Raw genomic sequence first — 17,144 nt, forward strand, 5'->3', positions numbered from 1 at the left:
TTGCAGCTACCGTCGTCGCCACCGTCTTTAGCGCTGGCATTCTTCCTCAAGAAATCGCCACATTTCGGGGTCCGACATGGCCGCGACGTTAATCCGCATGCGGGTAGATGGTAACTGGTTTGGTGAAAATAACGCGCCCGGTGCCAGCATAAAGCCTCGCGCCGCCGCTTTTTCTGCCAGGATATTGGTATCGTAGCCCGTATCGACCCAAATGAACATTCCGGCGGGCGGCGCGATATCAACGTTCATGCCAATGCGTACCAGATGCCGCACGGTTTTCTCGCGCGCTATATCCATCTTGGTTCGCAGGCGATCGGCGTGCTTGCGATAGTGTCCTTCAGAGAGTATTTTGTAGACCACGCGCTCGCCAATTTCTGAGGTGGTTAGCGTCGTCAGCATTTTGCGATCCGCCAGATGTTGCGCCGTTTCATGCGACGTAGCGATAAATCCCACGCGCAGGTTGGCCGATAACGTTTTTGCAAATCCGCCCAGATAGATAACGCGATTTAGCTGATCCAGCGTCGCCAGACGGGTGGCCGGCTGTACAGCCGAACCAGGGTGCATATCGCAATAAATGTCGTCTTCAACAATGATGAAATCATGCTCTTCCGCAATTTTCAGGGTCTGGAACGCTTTCGCTGCAGACATCGATGTGGAAGTCGGGTTGTGTAATACCGACACCAGCACGTACAGTTTTGGCTTATGGATTGCCGCCAGCTCAGCCAATTTGACGATGTCCGGCCCGTCTGCCAGACGCGGAATGCCAATTACTTTGGCACCCAGAGCAGCAAACGAACCAAACATCAAAAACCACGTCGGATCGTCAACGAAAATAACATCCCCGGGCTGCGTAAAGTGACGCGCTACGATATCCAGCGCTTGGGTGACACCGGTCGTCGTCACAATCTGCTCGGGCGTTACCGCGATTTCAAGCTCAGCCAGCTTTAGCTGCAACTGCTGCCGTAAAGGCAAAAAGCCCTGCGGATCGCCGTACCCCAACAACTGGCTGGCGTTCTGACGACTGATGGCGCGCAACGCATTTGCAATCAAGTCCCCGTCTAGCCATTCAGTCGGTAGCATCCCGGTTCCGGGCTTTTTCTGGTTTGGCATTTGCCTGAACATATTACGCACCAGCCATACGACGTCGATCAACGGCGGCTGCCATTGATGCGCTTGGGGCGCCTGATGTGTCGTAATTAACGGTGAGCGTTCCCGCACATAGAAGCCGGAACCGCGCCGCGACTCCAGAAAGCCTTTTGCCACCAGGCGATCATAGGCCTCGACCACCGTAAATCGCGACACGCCGTTGAACTCCGCATATTGCCGGATAGAGGGCATGCGCGAGCCTGTACGTAGCAGCTTGTCATCGATGCGCGTTTCGATGGAGCGCACGATTTGCTCTACCAGCGAGGTGTCTGCGTCGCGTGATAATAATTGCGGCGTACCGACTAATCGCGGTGCAGCAAATTGGCGAGATTTAAGTGTATTGGTCATATTACCGGTGCAATATAAGGAATTACTTTGCGAAGTGTAATGGTACTGTATTGCTGATGTCAGTTAGGATACACCTATCCGATTGGCTTTGACAATCGTGAATACGCAAATGCGCAAGTGCTAATAGCAACCGACTATGCAAAGTTTTCAGGTGAAATTTCAGGTGGCATGCGATGAAAAATACAATGACAAAATTATTCATGAAGGAATCCCATACCATGAACGTCGGCGAAGTACTCTCTGGCGTTGCGTTGCGCCCTTGTACTCTGCGCGTGCTGGCGGGACGGGTCTGGATTACACGCGAGGGCGACATCCACGATCATTGGCTGAGTGCCGGGGAGCGCCTGTCTATTCGGCCCGATCAACTGATTGTGGTCGAGGCTGATGGAGCGACGAGCCAGGTCGACATCGCGTGTGTCAATAACCGCGGGGCGCTTACTGCCATCATGCGGCGATTTGGCGGCGCATTGCGCCAGCCCTTTCATCCGGTGACGGGCGGTGCAGCATGATTATGGAATCTTTGTTGCCGCTGGCGGTATTTGCATTTGTGTCGTCCATCACGCCGGGGCCGAATAATATCATGCTGACATCGTCGGGAATTATGTTTGGCTTTACGCGCTCGATCCCGCACATGCTAGGAATTACGGCCGGTTTCTGCGTGTTGCTACTGATATGTGCTCTCGGGATTGGTAGTCTGCTGATAGCGCTGCCTTCGATCCAGGTAATTTTGAAGACGCTTGGTTCTGGATATTTACTATATTTGGCCTGGAAACTGCGCAATATGTCATTTCAGGCAGACGTTGACCGCAACGCCAAGCCGATGTCTTTTTATAGCGCCGCGTTGTTTCAGTTTGCCAATCCTAAAGCTTGGATAATGGCCATCACTAGTGCGTCAGCTTTCTTGCCTTTGGTAGAGCCTTTCTGGTTGGCGCTGACCCTGTATTGCGCCATATTTAGCGCGATCAACTTACCGTGTGTTAGCGTATGGGCGGGAGCGGGTTCGGTATTGCGGCGGTATCTCGCACAAACAGTCTGGCAGCGCGTGTTTTGTACTGTGATGGTCTTATTAACCATCTATTCTGCTATTTCAATCTGGTTGTAGGATCTAATTGCCCGCGATGGTGACGGCCTGAAATTGCCGCATAATTGAACATTTTTTAGTACCGTTAGTGCGGCAAATTCTGTGCTGACTTTATGTCCGGTGAGAATGGCACCATCCGATGTCAAAGCCGATACCGCGCAAAATTGCCACCGGTTTACATGCATAATGTGTATTAGGTTAAGCTCGGCCTGGTTATTATTGATGCTAATCATGTACTTTTTGCGCAAAACGAAGATACTTTTGAGATAATCACCGCCTTGCTGCCGGTACATCGGCATAGCCGTATTTTTTATTTGTCTATATTGGAGTGAAAGATGTCCGTTTACGAAAAACTGAAAGCCCTGAATATCACATTGCCTGCGGTCGCGGCACCGGCTGCGGCGTACGTAATGTATGCCCAAACTGGCAATACTGTTTTCCTTTCAGGCCATTTGGCCAAAAAAGATGGGAAAGTGTGGGTTGGTCAGTTGGGCAAGAATACGACTACCGAAGAAGGTAAAGAAGCTGCCCGCGGTATCGCCATTGAATTAATGGCTACGCTGCAAGCGGCATGCGATGGCGATCTGGGCCGCGTAAAACGTATCGTCAAATTGATGAGTCTGGTTAATTCAACTGGCGATTTTACCGAACAGCATCTGGTCACGAACGGTGCCTCAGAATTACTCGCGGAAGTATTTGGCGATGCGGGTAAACATGCACGCTCCGCATTTGGTGTGGCGCAAATCCCTCTTGGCGCTTGTGTTGAAATTGAATTGATCGCGGAAATTAACTAGATTTTGTACGTTTTATGATTGGACAGTCATCACTCCGTGATCGATGTTGCAATCGTTAATACCGATAAAAGAGAGCAGTAATGAAAATTGAGAATCCAAACGCGTTGACATGGCATTTTTCGGAACGCGCACAAAAACTGCAAGGTTCCGCTATTCGCGAAATTCTAAAAATAACCATGCGGCCGGAAGTGATCTCTTTCGCGGGCGGACTGCCGTCTCCAGCCACTTTTCCTATCGAGGAAATGAAAGTTGCGTTCGATAAGGTCCTCACGCAACAGGGCAAAGTTGCGTTGCAATACGGCCCCACCGACGGCTATGCGCCATTGCGCGAGTGGGTCGCCAATTCATTGTCGATTAACGGTTCGAAGATTTCGATGGACCAGGTGTTAATGGTTTCGGGTTCGCAGCAAGGATTGGATTTGCTGGGTAAAGTCCTGATCGACGAAGGCAGTAAAATATTGGTCGAGACACCAAGTTATCTCGGAGCGTTGCAGGCGTTTTCGTTATACGGCCCTGATTTTGTTTCAGTGCCGACTGACGATGGCGGTTTGATACCTGACGAGGTCGCTACCCTCGGCAAAGGCGCACGCCTGTTATATTCGCTGCCTAATTTTCAAAATCCGACCGGCCGTACCATGTCGGTAGAACGCCGCCAGACATTGGTCGACATCTGTGCACGATTAAACCTGCCGCTGATTGAAGACGATCCTTATGGCGCGCTTAGCTATCGTAGTGAGCCGCTGCCAAAGATGCTGAACATGAACCCAGACGGCGTGATTTACATGGGTTCGTTCTCTAAAGTATTAACCCCGGGTATCCGTCTCGGGTATGTTGTCGCACCGCGTGCGTTAGTCGACAAGATGGAACAAGCCAAACAAGCGACCGATTTGCATACCGCGCAACTGACGCAAATGGTGGTGCATGAAGTTGTTAAGGACGGTTTTCTTGATACGCATATTCCGACTATTCGGCAGCTATATTCCGATCAATGCGATGCCATGCTGGCAGCGCTGACCACGTATTTTCCAAGCAGTGCCACCTGGACTCGGCCTGAAGGCGGGATGTTCATTTGGGTCACGTTGCCTAAGCATATCGACACCATGAAGTTGCTGGATGAAGCGATCAAACAGCACGTAGCGTTTGTGCCGGGTGCGCCGTTTTTTGCGAACACGCCGCAATCGAATACCTTGCGCTTAAGCTTTGTGACAGTACCTCCAGCAAAGATTCGTGAAGGCATTGAAATTTTAGGCAAGTTGATCGCTGCCAAATTGTAATGGCACAACATTTAAATTAGCGCTGGAAGCCCACTGACCAGCCTCGATTGGGGCGCTGGTCGGTGGATCAGTTATGCTTTAGGGAAAGTTGCAAACCGTAGCTTCGGCCACGCATAAAATCTCGATTTAACTTCAGTACTCTAAGCGCCACCCGCCAGCCTTCAGGCAGGAATTAACTGCATCTTCCCTTCGTGCACCATTTACATCGCTTTGCGAATACGATGGCGGCAAATACATGCCCGGCGTCGTATTGCAAACTACGGGACTATTTCTGTCGTCATTTAATCTACGGCAGTTAGTAGTGGAGGGACTTTGATAGCCTGGATTAAGCTGGTTAACGATTATCGTCGGATAAATTTGAGCTGCCTGCTTTTCGCACGACAGCTTATCGCGATAAAAATCGCTCTCACCTTTATAGGGATGCTTCCAGGTTGCACAACCTGAAAGCGTCGTCAATACTAGTAAGGCGATCACGCCTAAATAGACTTTATGCAGCACAACCGTTTTCCTTAAGAGTGGAGTTGCCGTTGAGAACCGCTTATTGCGCGCATTATACCAACGGCGTTAATGTCAACGGCTTAAGTCTTGATTCTAGCAGTTTTCCTTTGCGCGCCCGTTTGCCAATATGCGGTATCAGTCCATTTGCCGATAGTGAGATATCTTGCGCTTTGCCACCGCGTCCAATGCCGGAGACCATCACCCCGCGTTGACTGACAGGCTGCGCGGCGAGTAGTTTTTCTGCGCCTTCCAACTCCATCAAAATGACACCTCGACCGCCATTAGTGAGGGTTTTGCATTCGTCGAGGCCAAACACCAGCAGCCGTCCTTTTTCAGACAAGCACGCAACGGCGCTGGCGTTAGCACCGATAGGGCGCGGTGGCAGCGATATATCGCCATCTTCCAGCGTGATATAGGCTTTGCCGGCTTTAACGCGGCTCAGCATATCGCCAACTTTGGCAGTAAATCCGTAACCACCGGAAGAAGCAAGCAATAGCGTCACGTCTGCCGAAGCTGCAAAGTAATGCAAGATGCTACTACCATTAGCCAGGTCGATGAGCGTAGTGATAGGTATGCCATCGCCGCGCGCATTGGGCAGAGAGGCGACCGGCACTGAGTAAACCCGGCCATTCGAGCCGAACACCAGCAGGTTATCGACCGTGCGGCATTCGAACGCGCCGTACATTGCATCTCCTGCCTTAAAGGTGAACTGCGCCGCATCCTGGGTGTGGCCGTTCCGTGCGCGTATCCATCCTTTTTGCGACACGATGACGGTGACCGGCTCATCGATGACTTTGGTTTCTACTACCGCTTTTTCTGCAGCCTCGATCAATGTGCGTCGGGCATCGCCAAACTGCTTTTGATCTGCTTCGATTTCTTTGATGACCAGGCGTTTTAGCGAGGAGGGGTTTTCCAGCAAATCCTGAAGGCCTTTCTTCTCGTCACGCAAGGTCGCCAGCTCTTGCTGGATCTTGATCGTTTCGAGTCTGGCTAACTGGCGCAGACGGATTTCCAGAATATCTTCGGCCTGACGATCGGATAGCTTGAATGCCTCCATCAATGCAGGTTTCGGCTCGTCCGACCCACGAATAATTTTGATGACCTTATCGATATTGAGCAGAATCGCTTCGCGACCTTCCAAAATATGAATCCGGTCTTCTACTTTTTGTAGCTTAAATCGCGAGCGGCGGGTAATCGTTGCGAACCGGAACTGAATCCATTCGCGCAAAATCATGCCCAACCCTTTTTGGCGCGGCCGGCCATCGCCACCGATCATCACCAGATTGATCGAAGCGCTGCTCTCTAATGAGGTATGCGCCAACAGCATGTTGGTGAATTCGGTCTGGTCGATATTTTTAGACTTTGGCTCGAACACCAGTCGCACCGGCGCATCACGTCCAGATTCGTCACGGACCGCATCCAATACCGACAAAATGGTTTGTTTGAGCGCCATTTGGTCCGGACTCAGCGATTTTTTGCCGAGCTTGATCTTGGGATTGGTAATCTCTTCAATTTCTTCCAGCACCTTTTGCGACGAAGTATTGGGCGGCAACTCGGTAACGACAACCTGCCATTGACCGCGCGCCAACTCTTCAATTTTCCAGCAGGCGCGTACTTTAAGACTGCCGCGACCCACCTCATACATGTCAGCAATTGCCGCGGCACTGCTGATAATCTGGCCGCCACCGGGAAAGTCTGGCCCGGGAATCAAGGCCATCAATTCGGCATGCGTTAAATCAGGATTACGTATCAACGCAACCGCCGCCTTCGCGACTTCGGTAAGGTTATGCGAAGGGATTTCTGTTGCCAGACCGACCGCAATCCCGGACGCGCCGTTTAGCAACACAAACGGTAAACGTCCAGGCAGCAGTTTAGGTTCTACGGTGGAGCCGTCGTAGTTCGGCTGAAAATCAACCGTTCCCATGTCGATTTCTTCAAGCAACAACCGGGCAATTGGCGTAAGCCGCGCCTCGGTATATCGCATCGCTGCCGCGCCATCGCCATCGCGTGAGCCAAAGTTGCCCTGACCGTCAATCAACGGATAACGCAGCGAGAAGTCCTGCGCCATGCGCACCAGCGCATCATAGACCGACTGGTCACCATGCGGATGCAGCTTACCCAATACATCACCCACCACAGCAGCCGATTTGCGTGGTTTGGCATTTGCGTTCAGCCCGAGCTCGTTCATCGCATACAAAATGCGGCGCTGAACCGGCTTCTGGCCGTCAGAGACATCGGGCAAAGCGCGCCCCTTGACTACCGAAATAGCGTAGTCCAGATAGGCGCGTTCTGCGAAGGTTGCGAGAGTTAGTGATTCACTAGATTCGCCGTCAGGTGGCGGCAGGTCAAACAGATCGTTTTGTTCAGTCATGAAGTTTCAGAGGATTATTCGTTTGGTTTATTCGATGATCGATTGCACGGCGTCAGGCAATGCTCGACGCCCTGGAATGACTAAATGAATGCGTGGTCGCCTGGCGCTTCTTGCGCCGCCCTGACTGGCATTTGCCACTCTGCTCGTGGTGTCAAATTGTGCTTCAGGACTAGCTTCAAGGGTTGCTTCGCGTTTTATTTCACGCTGTTGCGCCGGTCTGTATAGTTGGTAAAACTGCGCAACAACCTGTACATAATTGCGCGTTTCCGGGAAGGGCGGAATCTGATTTTTATATTTTCTGACTGCGCCTTCTCCCGCATTGTAAGAGGCGATCACCAGGTCCTGCTTGAACGGAAACATCAATAACAAATCGCGCAAATAGCGTGCGCCTAGTCGTATGTTAGTACGTGGGTCGGTCAGTTTTTGCTGAATTGATTTTTTCTGGTCACCGGTGACGCCGTAGCGTTCGGCCGTATCAGGCATAATTTGCATGAGGCCGACAGCGCCTTTGGGCGAAACAGCGGTGGGGTTAAAACCGGATTCTGCCGCCATCACCGCTTTTAACAGTGCGGGTTCCAAAGCAAACTCTTTGGCGGCCTGATTCACAAAGGTTTCAAATTTTTTCAGTCCAGGATGCTGCGACAAATTACGATAGAGCGGCGTGCGGGTAACATTTAAATCAGACGCCGCCGATCGGTCACCAGGGTGCGGAGAAAATTTCGACGAGTCAAATGTTGCATTCCCGCGTACATAGAGTTTATAGCGCGGATCAAGCTTTTCAGTAGCAAAATGACCGGTGCCTTGCTCGTCGACAAAACCATAGATATCGGCACGCGCGTCGACACTTACCAGTGCTGACATGATTGCCAGCGATAGTAAAAGTCGACGTATGGGTGCCAATAAATTCATTAGATATCGGCCTCGGTCTCATTTCCATGCTCTTCGATCCAGGCCCGGCGTGCTGAAGCTTCGCCTTTACCCATGAGCATGTTGAAGCGATTTTCCGACGCTTCCAGATTGAACGCGCCTAACGATATCGGCAGCAAGCGACGGGTATCCGGATTCATCGTGGTTTCCCATAATTGTCCGGCGTTCATTTCACCTAAACCTTTAAAGCGTGAAATGGTCCATGAGCCATCTTTGACGCCATCTTTGCGCAACTTATCTTCGATCGCGGTGAGTTCACCGTTATCTAAAGCGTAAATTTTTTGGGCCGGTTTTTTGCCTCGCGCTGGCGCATCAACCCGGAACAGTGGCGGTCGAGCGACACAAATATGGCCTCGATCGATTAGTTGTGGGAAGTGACGGAAAAATAGCGTCAACAGTAGCACCTGAATATGGGACCCATCAACATCAGCATCTGACAGGATACAGATTTTGCCATAACGCAGTGTCGTGAAATCCACAATGTCGTTTTTGCTATGGGGATCAATCCCGATAGCGACCGCCATATCGTGAATTTCGTTATTAGCGAACAAACGGTCGCGCTCGGTCTCCCAAGAGTTGAGCACTTTGCCGCGCAACGGCAAAATTGCCTGAAATTCTTTGTCGCGGCCCATTTTGGCAGAACCGCCCGCAGAGTCACCCTCGACCAGAAATAGCTCGTTGCGTTTAATATCGCTGGATTCGCAGTCGGTGAGTTTGCCGGGCAAAACGGCGATGCCGGAAGTTTTCTTCTTTTCAACCTTCTGGGTCGAGCGCAAACGATTTTGCGCTTGCTTGATGACCAGTTCGGCCAGTTTTTTGCCATATTCGACGTGATGGTTCAGCCATAACTCAAGCGCTGGCTTGGTATAGGTTGATATCAGTCGGACCGCATCGCGCGAGTTCAGCCGCTCTTTGATTTGACCCTGAAACTGAGGGTCTAATACCTTTGCCGACAGTACAAACGAGACGCGGGCGAACACATCCTCAGGCAATAGCTTGACCCCTTTAGGCAACAGAGAATGCATATCGACGAAATTTTTGACCGCGCCGAACAAGCCTTCGCGCAAACCGGATTCGTGGGTGCCGCCTGCCGACGTTGGTATGAGATTGACGTACGATTCGCGTACGATGCCGCCGTCTTCGGTCCAGGCGACGACCCAGGCTGCACCTTCGCCCTCGGCAAATCCTTCGGTCTCGGCGGTAGCGTATTGCTCACCTTCAAATAACGGGATCAATGGCTCAGAACTAGACGATTGCGCTAGCGATTCCATCAGATAGCCGCGCAGGCCTTGATCGTATTGCCAGGTTTGGCTATCGTTGGTTTTGGCGTTCAGCAACGTGACTTTGACACCCGGCAGCAATACCGCTTTGGAGCGCAGCAAGCGCTGCAATTCCGGTTGGGAAATGGCAGGGGAGTCAAAATACTTCGGATCCGGCCATGCAGTCACCCGGGTGCCGGACTTTTTATCGTCGCGATTCTGTGGGCGGGTGGTTAACTTTTCAATCAGGTCACCGCCGGAGAATGCCAGTTGATGGACGCCGCCTTCGCGCCATACCGTGATTTCTAGCCGGGTAGAGAGCGCGTTCGTGACCGATACGCCCACGCCATGGAGGCCGCCTGAGAACGCATACGCGCCGCCGCTACCTTTATCAAACTTGCCGCCAGCATGCAGGCGCGTAAAAACGATTTCGACGGTCGGGACTTTTTCTTCCGGGTGCATGCCGACCGGGATACCGCGGCCGTCGTCTTCCACGCTGACGCTACCATCCGTATTAATAGTAACGAGTATATTTTTGCAATAACCGCCAAGCGCCTCATCGGAGGCGTTATCAATCACCTCTTGAATAATATGCAGCGGATTTTCGGTGCGCGTGTACATGCCGGGACGTTGTTTGACCGGCTCCAGTCCCTTGAGGACGCGGATGGATGATTCACTATAGTCTGAAAGCGGAATTTTTTTAGTTGCCATGCAATTCTGTTTGGGGAGCGATGAAAATGTTTGTTTTCGATAAATAAATACAAAAAAACAAGTATTATCTAAAGGCGGAATTAGTGTCCTGTGCGCATTCTAATGAAGTTTTCGGAAAAATTGCGAAAGAGACAGCTTCTACTTATAAGTACTTATTTACGATCTTACTGCGCAGACCTGAGCTGATACTAAGTCAATAGATTCGGATTCCGATCTTTCTTTTCTGTAAATGCCTAGTTATTGTCATTTAAGTCATTACAACATACTGATTTTCGTAAGCCATTATATTAAGACACTTCTCATAATATATGAGGACGGGCAAAAATTGAAAGAGTAGGCGCCTGGGAGCCACCCGACTGATCAGACCCAATACTTATACAAATAGCTTGCTGGCATCAAGCTTTGGAGATTACAGCATGAAAGAAAAAATACAATCTGTCGCGGTTCAGCTTTCTGGTTTCTCGCCGCGAGAGATTAACATATTCGATGCGACCTTTGCCGTGGAGTCGCATCGGTCTTATCGGTATTTTCGATTACCTGCCGATAGTCTGCAGCGGGCGGATATTAGTCTGGTCAATGCCGATAATTTGCAGGCGCTTGCAACATTGACACAAACACAAGCTGAAAACGCCTGTCCCATTTTGCTGATCGGCACAGCGTTGGTGGAGATGCCATTTTTAGCTATTGCCAGGCCGATCAGGTGGCTAAGGTTGTTCGATGCACTTGATCAACTGATTTCGCAGCATCGTCACATTTTGTCGCAACAAAATGCAGAAACACCCCTTTTAGCTGTTGGCCTTCCTGAGAGACGCCGGCGCGAACGACTTGATCTGGATTTAACCGACCCCCGCGATTATGAAAAAATGCGGTCTCGACCGCCACAAACGGATCGTATTCTGGTGGTCGACCGGGACGCGTTATTCCGCGACGATCTGGCATTAACCATGTTAAAGCGGCTGGTACCGGTGGAATGGGTGGGGGACTCAGCTGCGGCCAACGAGGTTTATACCAAATTACCTATTTCGATCATACTGATCAATCCGCAGTTAAGCGGATTGGATCCGTATTTTTTCTGCCGCAAAATCAAGCAATGGCACAATAAGACCCGGATTACGGTGATTTTTTTAGCAGACCGTGGATTTGCCTATGATCCAGCACTGGCGCAACAAAGCGGCTGCGATGGATTTTTGATGCGCGACTTAGGTCAACCGCAAATTTTCACTGCATTGAGCAAGTTCTTGTTATCACCGGCGTAATGTGTTCAACCCTATGCATCGGTCACCGGCGCATTGATATATAAAGCGAGCCGTGCCACTCCAGTCCAGCACCCACGAAGCACTAACCGTCTCAGCAACCAATCATTGTCTAAACGGTAGTGCATTACTTACTCAGCAACCGCATTCCCCGTTCCAACCCATCAATAGTCAGTCCAAACATCCGATTACTCATAAGCTGCCGGACAATATCAACCGATTGCCGGTATTGCCACAGACCTTCAGGTTCAGGATTGAGCCATATAAATTTGGGAAACGCGCTGGTAAAGCGCTGCAGCCAATCGGCACCGGCTTCCTCATTGTTATATTCGACAGAACCACCCGGTTGCAAAATCTCATAGGGACTCATGGTGGCGTCGCCTACAAAGATCAGCTTGGTGTCAGGCTTATATTTACGCAAAATATCCCACGTAGGAAACCGCTCCGCATGGCGGCGATGGTTATTTTTCCAGACATAATCGTAGACGCAATTATGGAAATAAAAGAAATCCATATTTTTAAATTCGGTTTTCGCAGCAGAAAACAACTCTTCGGTGCGGGCGATATGGTCGTCCATACTGCCGCCAACGTCGAGCAGCATGAGCACCTTGATATTATTCTTGCGCTCCGCCTGCATTCTGATATCAAGATAGCCAGCATTGTTGGCGGTGGCACGGATGGTGTCGTCCAGCGCTAATTCTTCAGCTGCGCCTTCACGGGCAAATTTACGCAGTCGACGCAGTGCTACCTTAATGTTGCGGGTATTGAGTTCACGCTCGTCGTCATAGTCCTTATAGGCGCGTGCCTCCCACACTTTGACCGCAGTGCGATTGCCACCGTTGCCGCCCATTCGTATGCCTTCGGGATTGGTGCCGCCATGACCGAAAGGCGACGTGCCGCCAGTGCCGATCCATTTATTGCCGCCTTCGTGGCGGCCTTTTTGCTCTTCCAGCAGCTCTTTAATCCGGTCCATGAGCTTGTCGTAGCCGAACTTTTCCAGTTGCGCCATCTGTTCGGGTGTCAGGTCACGCTTCATGCGCTGCATTAACCAGTCGAGAGGAATTTCGGGATTTTTCTCAAAGATTGTCTGGATGCCTTTGAAGTACAAACCAAACGCCTTATCGAACTTGTCGTAGTGGGCCTCATCCTTCACCAATGTTGTCCGCGCCAGATAGTAAAAATTATCGAGTGAGGGCGTGATGACCTGCTTCTGCAACGCCTCTAGGAGAAGCAGAAACTCATTGATAGAAACGGGAATTTTGGCGCTTTTAAGTGTATAAAAAAAATCGATCAGCATTGAGGGTTCTCAGATCCACAGACTATTGCAGTTATCGGTTTTTGCGCGCCATGTAGACCAGACGTTCGAACAGATGCACATCCTGTTCGTTCTTTAGTAATGCACCATGCAGTGGCGGCACAATGGTTTTAATATCGCTACTTTGCAAGGCGGATGCCGGAATGTCTTCCGCCAGCAGTAATTTTAACCAGTCTAGTAACTCGGAGGTTGACGGTTTCTTTTTTAGTCCGGCAACTTCGCGTACCTGATAGAACGTTTCTAAAGCCTGCGCTAGCAAATCCTTTTTTAATTGTGGATAATGCACATCGACGATGTCGCGCATGGTTTCTTTGTCGGGAAACTTAATGTAATGGAAGAAGCAACGACGCAAAAATGCATCGGGCAATTCTTTTTCATTATTCGACGTAATGATGACCAGCGGACGAAATTTCGCTTTGACCATTTCCCGCGTTTCATACACATAAAATTCCATCCGGTCGAGCTCTCGCAACAAATCATTGGGGAACTCAATATCCGCTTTGTCTATCTCATCGATCAGCAAGACCACTTGCCGGTCTGCATTAAAAGCCTGCCACAACACACCTTGAATGATGTAATTATGAATATCTTTTACGCGCTCGTCGCCAAGTTGGGAATCACGCAAACGTGACACGGCATCATACTCATATAATCCTTGCTGCGCTTTCGTTGTTGATTTGATATGCCATTGAAGCAGCGGCATATCAAGCGCAACGGCGACTTCCTCTGCCAGCATGGTCTTTCCTGTGCCGGGTTCTCCCTTAATCAGCAAGGGACGCTGCAGTACCAAGGCGGCATTAACGGCCAACTTGAGGTCGTCTGTCGCGACATACTTTTCGGAGCCTTCAAAACGGGTTTGTGGACGCATGGTGTTGTCATCTGGAGGAAAATAAAATCTAGTATAAGGTACAACGACAAAAGACATAGCGAGGGCGGTTACATTGAAAAAGTAACGCAAGCCGCAAAATAAATTAAAGGAATTATTATTGTCAAAAATGTACAATTAATCCTTTATTGGCCATCATGTTAAAGATATGGCATTACCTATCCGACACTTGTTAAAAATCATTAAATGAAAATATTTTTCCTTCGCATACGTGTCATGTGGCGCCGATTTCGCAGTGGCGATAAATATCAAAGTAATAACTTAGGGCAGTACTTGGTCGAGTTGGAAGCATTAATGCGACGCGCCAATCCTTTTTCTTCGTGGCAAGAGCGCGCGAACTGGGTAATCGATATCGCTGAGTGGATTCGCCATGAGCCTGTTGTTTCGTTAAGGGAGGAGGGTGCCTGGCGCCGCGTGAAGCAGCAACGCGTTGTTTTTATGCTGGACTGGTTAGACGCACATCGCGATGTGCGCAGGGTAGTGCAGACGACGCTACAAAAAACTTTGCGCGAAGCCGCTGGCCCAGAGCTTTTTTGCGCGACTGGTCTCCCACATGAACCTGCGTTCTTCAATGAGCTTTCCGAACATATCATTAAGTATTTGCTGCCGAAACCGCCTTCGGAGGCAGATCTGTCGGTACTATTTACCGCGATGTTTCCGCATCCGGCAGATGCCGAGTGGTTGCTTGAGTTAGATGCCGAGACGGTCCAGAGAATCTGGAAGCTGACCGCCGACGACGGTATTTCGCATTCCTATCATCAACAAATTGATGAAGCGTTGATTTATCTGGTGACCGCGGTATTGGCAGATGGCGTCAGCAAGGCGTTCCGGTATCGTCTTGATCCAAAGATGCCGTTACAGGCGACGCCGTTTATGGTTCTTCGGCGGGAGCTGGAGAGATATTTGTACCTCAGTCCCACCGACGAGGCCGCGTTGCGCAGCGTTCGGATGCTGATTGCGGTTTGTCAGGCGCAGACCGACCGAATTTACGGTCATCTGGACGAGCATGGTGTTTCTGTGAGTCTGGTATATCGGGTTGAGAGGATGCGTGCACATTTGAGCCGCATGACGCGTCTGATCGACCTGCGTGCGGCTGTCGCATCCCAACAGTTGCTGGAGGTCGCACGGGCGCTCAAGGACGAGCTGCAAGATGAACTAACTGATGAACGCGGCGATGCGCTCACGAGAGATGCCGAACCTTTGGAGGAGGCGGCAGGAAACTGGAGCGAACAAAGCCGTCCCCCTACGATGAAAGCCGTTCGCACTAGCGATATGAATCGCGTGTCGATTGCCGGTGGTCAGACACCGAGTAAAAAATCCGGAAAGTTAGCCGGGCAACCAGGCGATCAATCCACTGGACAGCTAAACCATCGAGCGTCCGTAAGATTGGTGGGTAAGTCTACCAATACGACTAACATTAAAGCCACCGTTGAAACCACTTCAGGCACGGGGCAGATCCAGGCACTGCTGGTAGATTTCATTTTGGCCCACCATCATCGGTCATCGATACGTGGCCTGGTGCGCAGGAGTTTTTCTCTGCTTGCCCGCAAAATGGTGGAACGCAACGCCGACCATGGCGAACAATATATTGCGCGTGACCAACGGGAATACCGCGCCATGCTAATGGCTGCTTGTCGTGGCGGCGTTCTCACAGCGTTCACCGTCTTGGGTAAAGCGGTATTGTCCTCTGCCGGTCTCGCACGATTTTTTGAGGGCTTGTTTGCATCGCTGAATTACGCCGTGAGCTTTCTGGCGATTTCTGCCATCGGTGGGGTATTGGCTACCAAACAGCCCGCGGTCACGGCACCTGCGCTGGCGGCTAAAATGAGTCAACTTGATACGGTGGAAGGCCTGCGTACTTTAATTGCCGAAGTTGCCTTGTTACTGCGCTCGCAAGCTGCCGCCGTTTTTGGCAATTTGATCGCAGTGGTACCGACGATGTTGCTTATTTCGCTCGCGATACTATTTACCAGTCATAAGCCGATGCTGGATGCCGGGCATGCGCAGGCGACCATCGACGGTCTGTCGATCATTGGGCCAACGCCTTTGTTCGCTGCACTAACTGGTATTTTATTATGGTTATCGAGCCTGGCGGCGGGATTTTCTGACAACTGGTTTGCGTTAAGGCGGTTGCGTGATGCATTGACCCACCAACGCCGCCTGGTGCATATACTGGGCGCGTTGCGCGCAAAGCGCTGGGCGGCGTGGCTGGAGCGTCACATTGCGCAAATTGTAGGCAATATAACGCTAGGTGTTCTGCTTGGGATGTCACCGGTGATCGCGCAGTTTTTCGGCCTGCCGCTGGACGTCCGCCATGTCACTCTTTCAACCGGTGGCCTGACGGCGGCGGCCAGCAGTCTTGGGTGGTCGGTGCTGATGATGCCGCATTTTTGGCTTGCGGTGGCGGGTATTGCCAGTATCGGTTTGTTAAACGTCGGTGTGTCGTTTGGCTGCGCAATGGTGCTCGCTTTGCGCGCACGTGAGGTTCCGGTACGGATCCGACGCTTGGTATTTCGGGCCGTATTACGGCGCTTCAGTGCTTCACCACGCTCATTTCTTTTTCCCGAAACTGTAGTGGTCTTGACGTCGGTACCCGGTGATGGCGACGCAGTACAGGCATCACAAGATAGTACCGTGGATTCTTCTGTGCTAAATACATCGCAGGATGCACAGAATATCAACGAAGAACTGACCGAGGCCCATGTGGAAAATGTTGTGCCATTAGTTAAAAGCGAATGACTTGAATTATAGGCAACGTCGCCGGGCGTGGACTAGCGGTTAATCTTGAGTTAAAATTAACCGCTTTTGGTTTCGGATAGCGACCTATTCTGTCTCGCCTGTTAGTTAAGAGGTGATGGCATGAGTGGTCGCCTTAACAATTATAGGCGGCAGGCGCACCGAAAACCGAACCGGTTTCGCTACAACTACTCGGCTATTTACCCACGCTATTATGAAAAAATTAATTGCACTTCTCGCGCTCGCGGGTATTGCCAACATAGCCGCAGCTGCGGACATCGTTGGTAACGCTAAGGCAGCGGAAAACAAGGTGTCCATGTGTATCGGATGCCACGGTATTCCCGGCTACAAGGCTAGCTTTCCGGAGGTATATCAGGTGCCTATGCTTGGCGGTCAGTCTGCCCAGTACATTGTAAGTGCTTTGGTCGCCTATAAAAAAGGTGAACGCCAGCATCCGACGATGCGAGGGATTGCTACTACGTTGTCGGATCAGGATATGGCCGACCTCGCGGCTTACTACTCTCAGCAGAAATAAGGAACACACA

General features: G+C 50.9%; 14 protein-coding genes. 7 read left to right on the forward strand and 7 right to left on the reverse strand.

What is annotated here, in order from left to right; all coding sequences use genetic code 11:
- Nucleotides 1–27: 27 nt before the first annotated feature.
- Nucleotides 28–1,494: an aminotransferase-like domain-containing protein gene (locus tag HAV38_RS05070; RefSeq protein WP_168052973.1), complete on the reverse strand. Its 1,467-nt coding sequence runs from the start codon at nucleotides 1,492–1,494 to the stop codon at nucleotides 28–30.
- A 185-nt stretch (nucleotides 1,495–1,679) separates the two neighbouring features.
- Between HAV38_RS05070 and HAV38_RS05075 the strand changes: the two genes are divergently transcribed.
- The 4 genes from HAV38_RS05075 to HAV38_RS05090 all read left to right on the forward strand — a co-directional run bounded on the left by HAV38_RS05075 (nucleotide 1,680) and on the right by HAV38_RS05090 (nucleotide 4,643).
- A complete protein-coding gene (locus HAV38_RS05075; protein WP_168052975.1) occupies nucleotides 1,680–2,003 on the forward strand; it encodes a DUF2917 domain-containing protein in 324 nt (107 codons plus the stop codon).
- Between the two features lie 2 nt (nucleotides 2,004–2,005).
- On the forward strand, nucleotides 2,006–2,596 hold the full coding sequence (locus HAV38_RS05080) for a LysE family translocator (RefSeq protein WP_184013383.1): 591 nt from the start codon (nucleotides 2,006–2,008) through the stop codon (nucleotides 2,594–2,596).
- A 314-nt stretch (nucleotides 2,597–2,910) separates the two neighbouring features.
- Complete coding sequence (locus HAV38_RS05085) at nucleotides 2,911–3,369, forward strand: RidA family protein (RefSeq protein WP_168052977.1); 459 nt, start codon at nucleotides 2,911–2,913, stop codon at nucleotides 3,367–3,369.
- 80 nt (nucleotides 3,370–3,449) lie between these two features.
- Complete coding sequence (locus HAV38_RS05090) at nucleotides 3,450–4,643, forward strand: aminotransferase-like domain-containing protein (protein WP_168052979.1); 1,194 nt, start codon at nucleotides 3,450–3,452, stop codon at nucleotides 4,641–4,643.
- A 132-nt stretch (nucleotides 4,644–4,775) separates the two neighbouring features.
- Here the strand turns inward: HAV38_RS05090 and HAV38_RS05095 are convergent, their stop codons facing one another.
- Genes HAV38_RS05095 through HAV38_RS05110 form a run of 4 tightly spaced genes read right to left on the reverse strand, consistent with a single transcriptional unit; the run spans nucleotide 4,776 to nucleotide 10,409 of the window.
- Nucleotides 4,776–5,141 (reverse strand): hypothetical protein, encoded by a 366-nt coding sequence (locus tag HAV38_RS05095; protein ID WP_168052981.1) that lies wholly within the window; start codon nucleotides 5,139–5,141, stop codon nucleotides 4,776–4,778.
- A 52-nt stretch (nucleotides 5,142–5,193) separates the two neighbouring features.
- Nucleotides 5,194–7,512, reverse strand: a complete 2,319-nt coding sequence (parC, locus tag HAV38_RS05100; protein ID WP_168052983.1) for a DNA topoisomerase IV subunit A — start codon at nucleotides 7,510–7,512, stop codon at nucleotides 5,194–5,196.
- Nucleotides 7,513–7,539: 27 nt separating this feature from the next.
- Nucleotides 7,540–8,421, reverse strand: a complete 882-nt coding sequence (locus HAV38_RS05105; RefSeq protein ID WP_168052985.1) for a lytic transglycosylase domain-containing protein — start codon at nucleotides 8,419–8,421, stop codon at nucleotides 7,540–7,542.
- Entirely contained in the window at nucleotides 8,421–10,409 is a 1,989-nt protein-coding gene (locus HAV38_RS05110) for a DNA topoisomerase IV subunit B (protein WP_168052987.1), read from the reverse strand. Before HAV38_RS05110 ends, HAV38_RS05105 begins: the two co-directional genes overlap by 1 nt.
- 416 nt (nucleotides 10,410–10,825) lie before the next feature.
- Between HAV38_RS05110 and HAV38_RS05115 the strand changes: the two genes are divergently transcribed.
- Nucleotides 10,826–11,665: a response regulator transcription factor gene (locus HAV38_RS05115; protein WP_168052989.1), complete on the forward strand. Its 840-nt coding sequence runs from the start codon at nucleotides 10,826–10,828 to the stop codon at nucleotides 11,663–11,665.
- Nucleotides 11,666–11,789: 124 nt separating this feature from the next.
- On the opposite strand, the gene HAV38_RS05120 is transcribed toward HAV38_RS05115, so the two are convergent.
- Together HAV38_RS05120 and HAV38_RS05125 are read right to left on the reverse strand one after the other, a co-directional pair.
- Nucleotides 11,790–12,959 (reverse strand): vWA domain-containing protein, encoded by a 1,170-nt coding sequence (locus HAV38_RS05120; protein WP_168052991.1) that lies wholly within the window; start codon nucleotides 12,957–12,959, stop codon nucleotides 11,790–11,792.
- Between the two features lie 31 nt (nucleotides 12,960–12,990).
- Nucleotides 12,991–13,845, reverse strand: a complete 855-nt coding sequence (locus tag HAV38_RS05125) for an AAA family ATPase (RefSeq protein ID WP_168052993.1) — start codon at nucleotides 13,843–13,845, stop codon at nucleotides 12,991–12,993.
- Between the two features lie 204 nt (nucleotides 13,846–14,049).
- On the opposite strand from HAV38_RS05125, the gene HAV38_RS05130 reads away from it, so the two are divergent.
- Together HAV38_RS05130 and HAV38_RS05135 are read left to right on the forward strand one after the other, a co-directional pair.
- Nucleotides 14,050–16,602: a site-specific recombinase gene (locus HAV38_RS05130; RefSeq protein ID WP_245182197.1), complete on the forward strand. Its 2,553-nt coding sequence runs from the start codon at nucleotides 14,050–14,052 to the stop codon at nucleotides 16,600–16,602.
- Nucleotides 16,603–16,813: 211 nt separating this feature from the next.
- Nucleotides 16,814–17,134: a c-type cytochrome gene (locus tag HAV38_RS05135; protein WP_168052995.1), complete on the forward strand. Its 321-nt coding sequence runs from the start codon at nucleotides 16,814–16,816 to the stop codon at nucleotides 17,132–17,134.
- Nucleotides 17,135–17,144: the final 10 nt, after the last annotated feature.

The sequence above is a fragment of the Glaciimonas immobilis genome (assembly GCF_011947285.1).
Classification (GTDB): Bacteria; Pseudomonadota; Gammaproteobacteria; order Burkholderiales; family Burkholderiaceae_D; genus Glaciimonas; species Glaciimonas immobilis.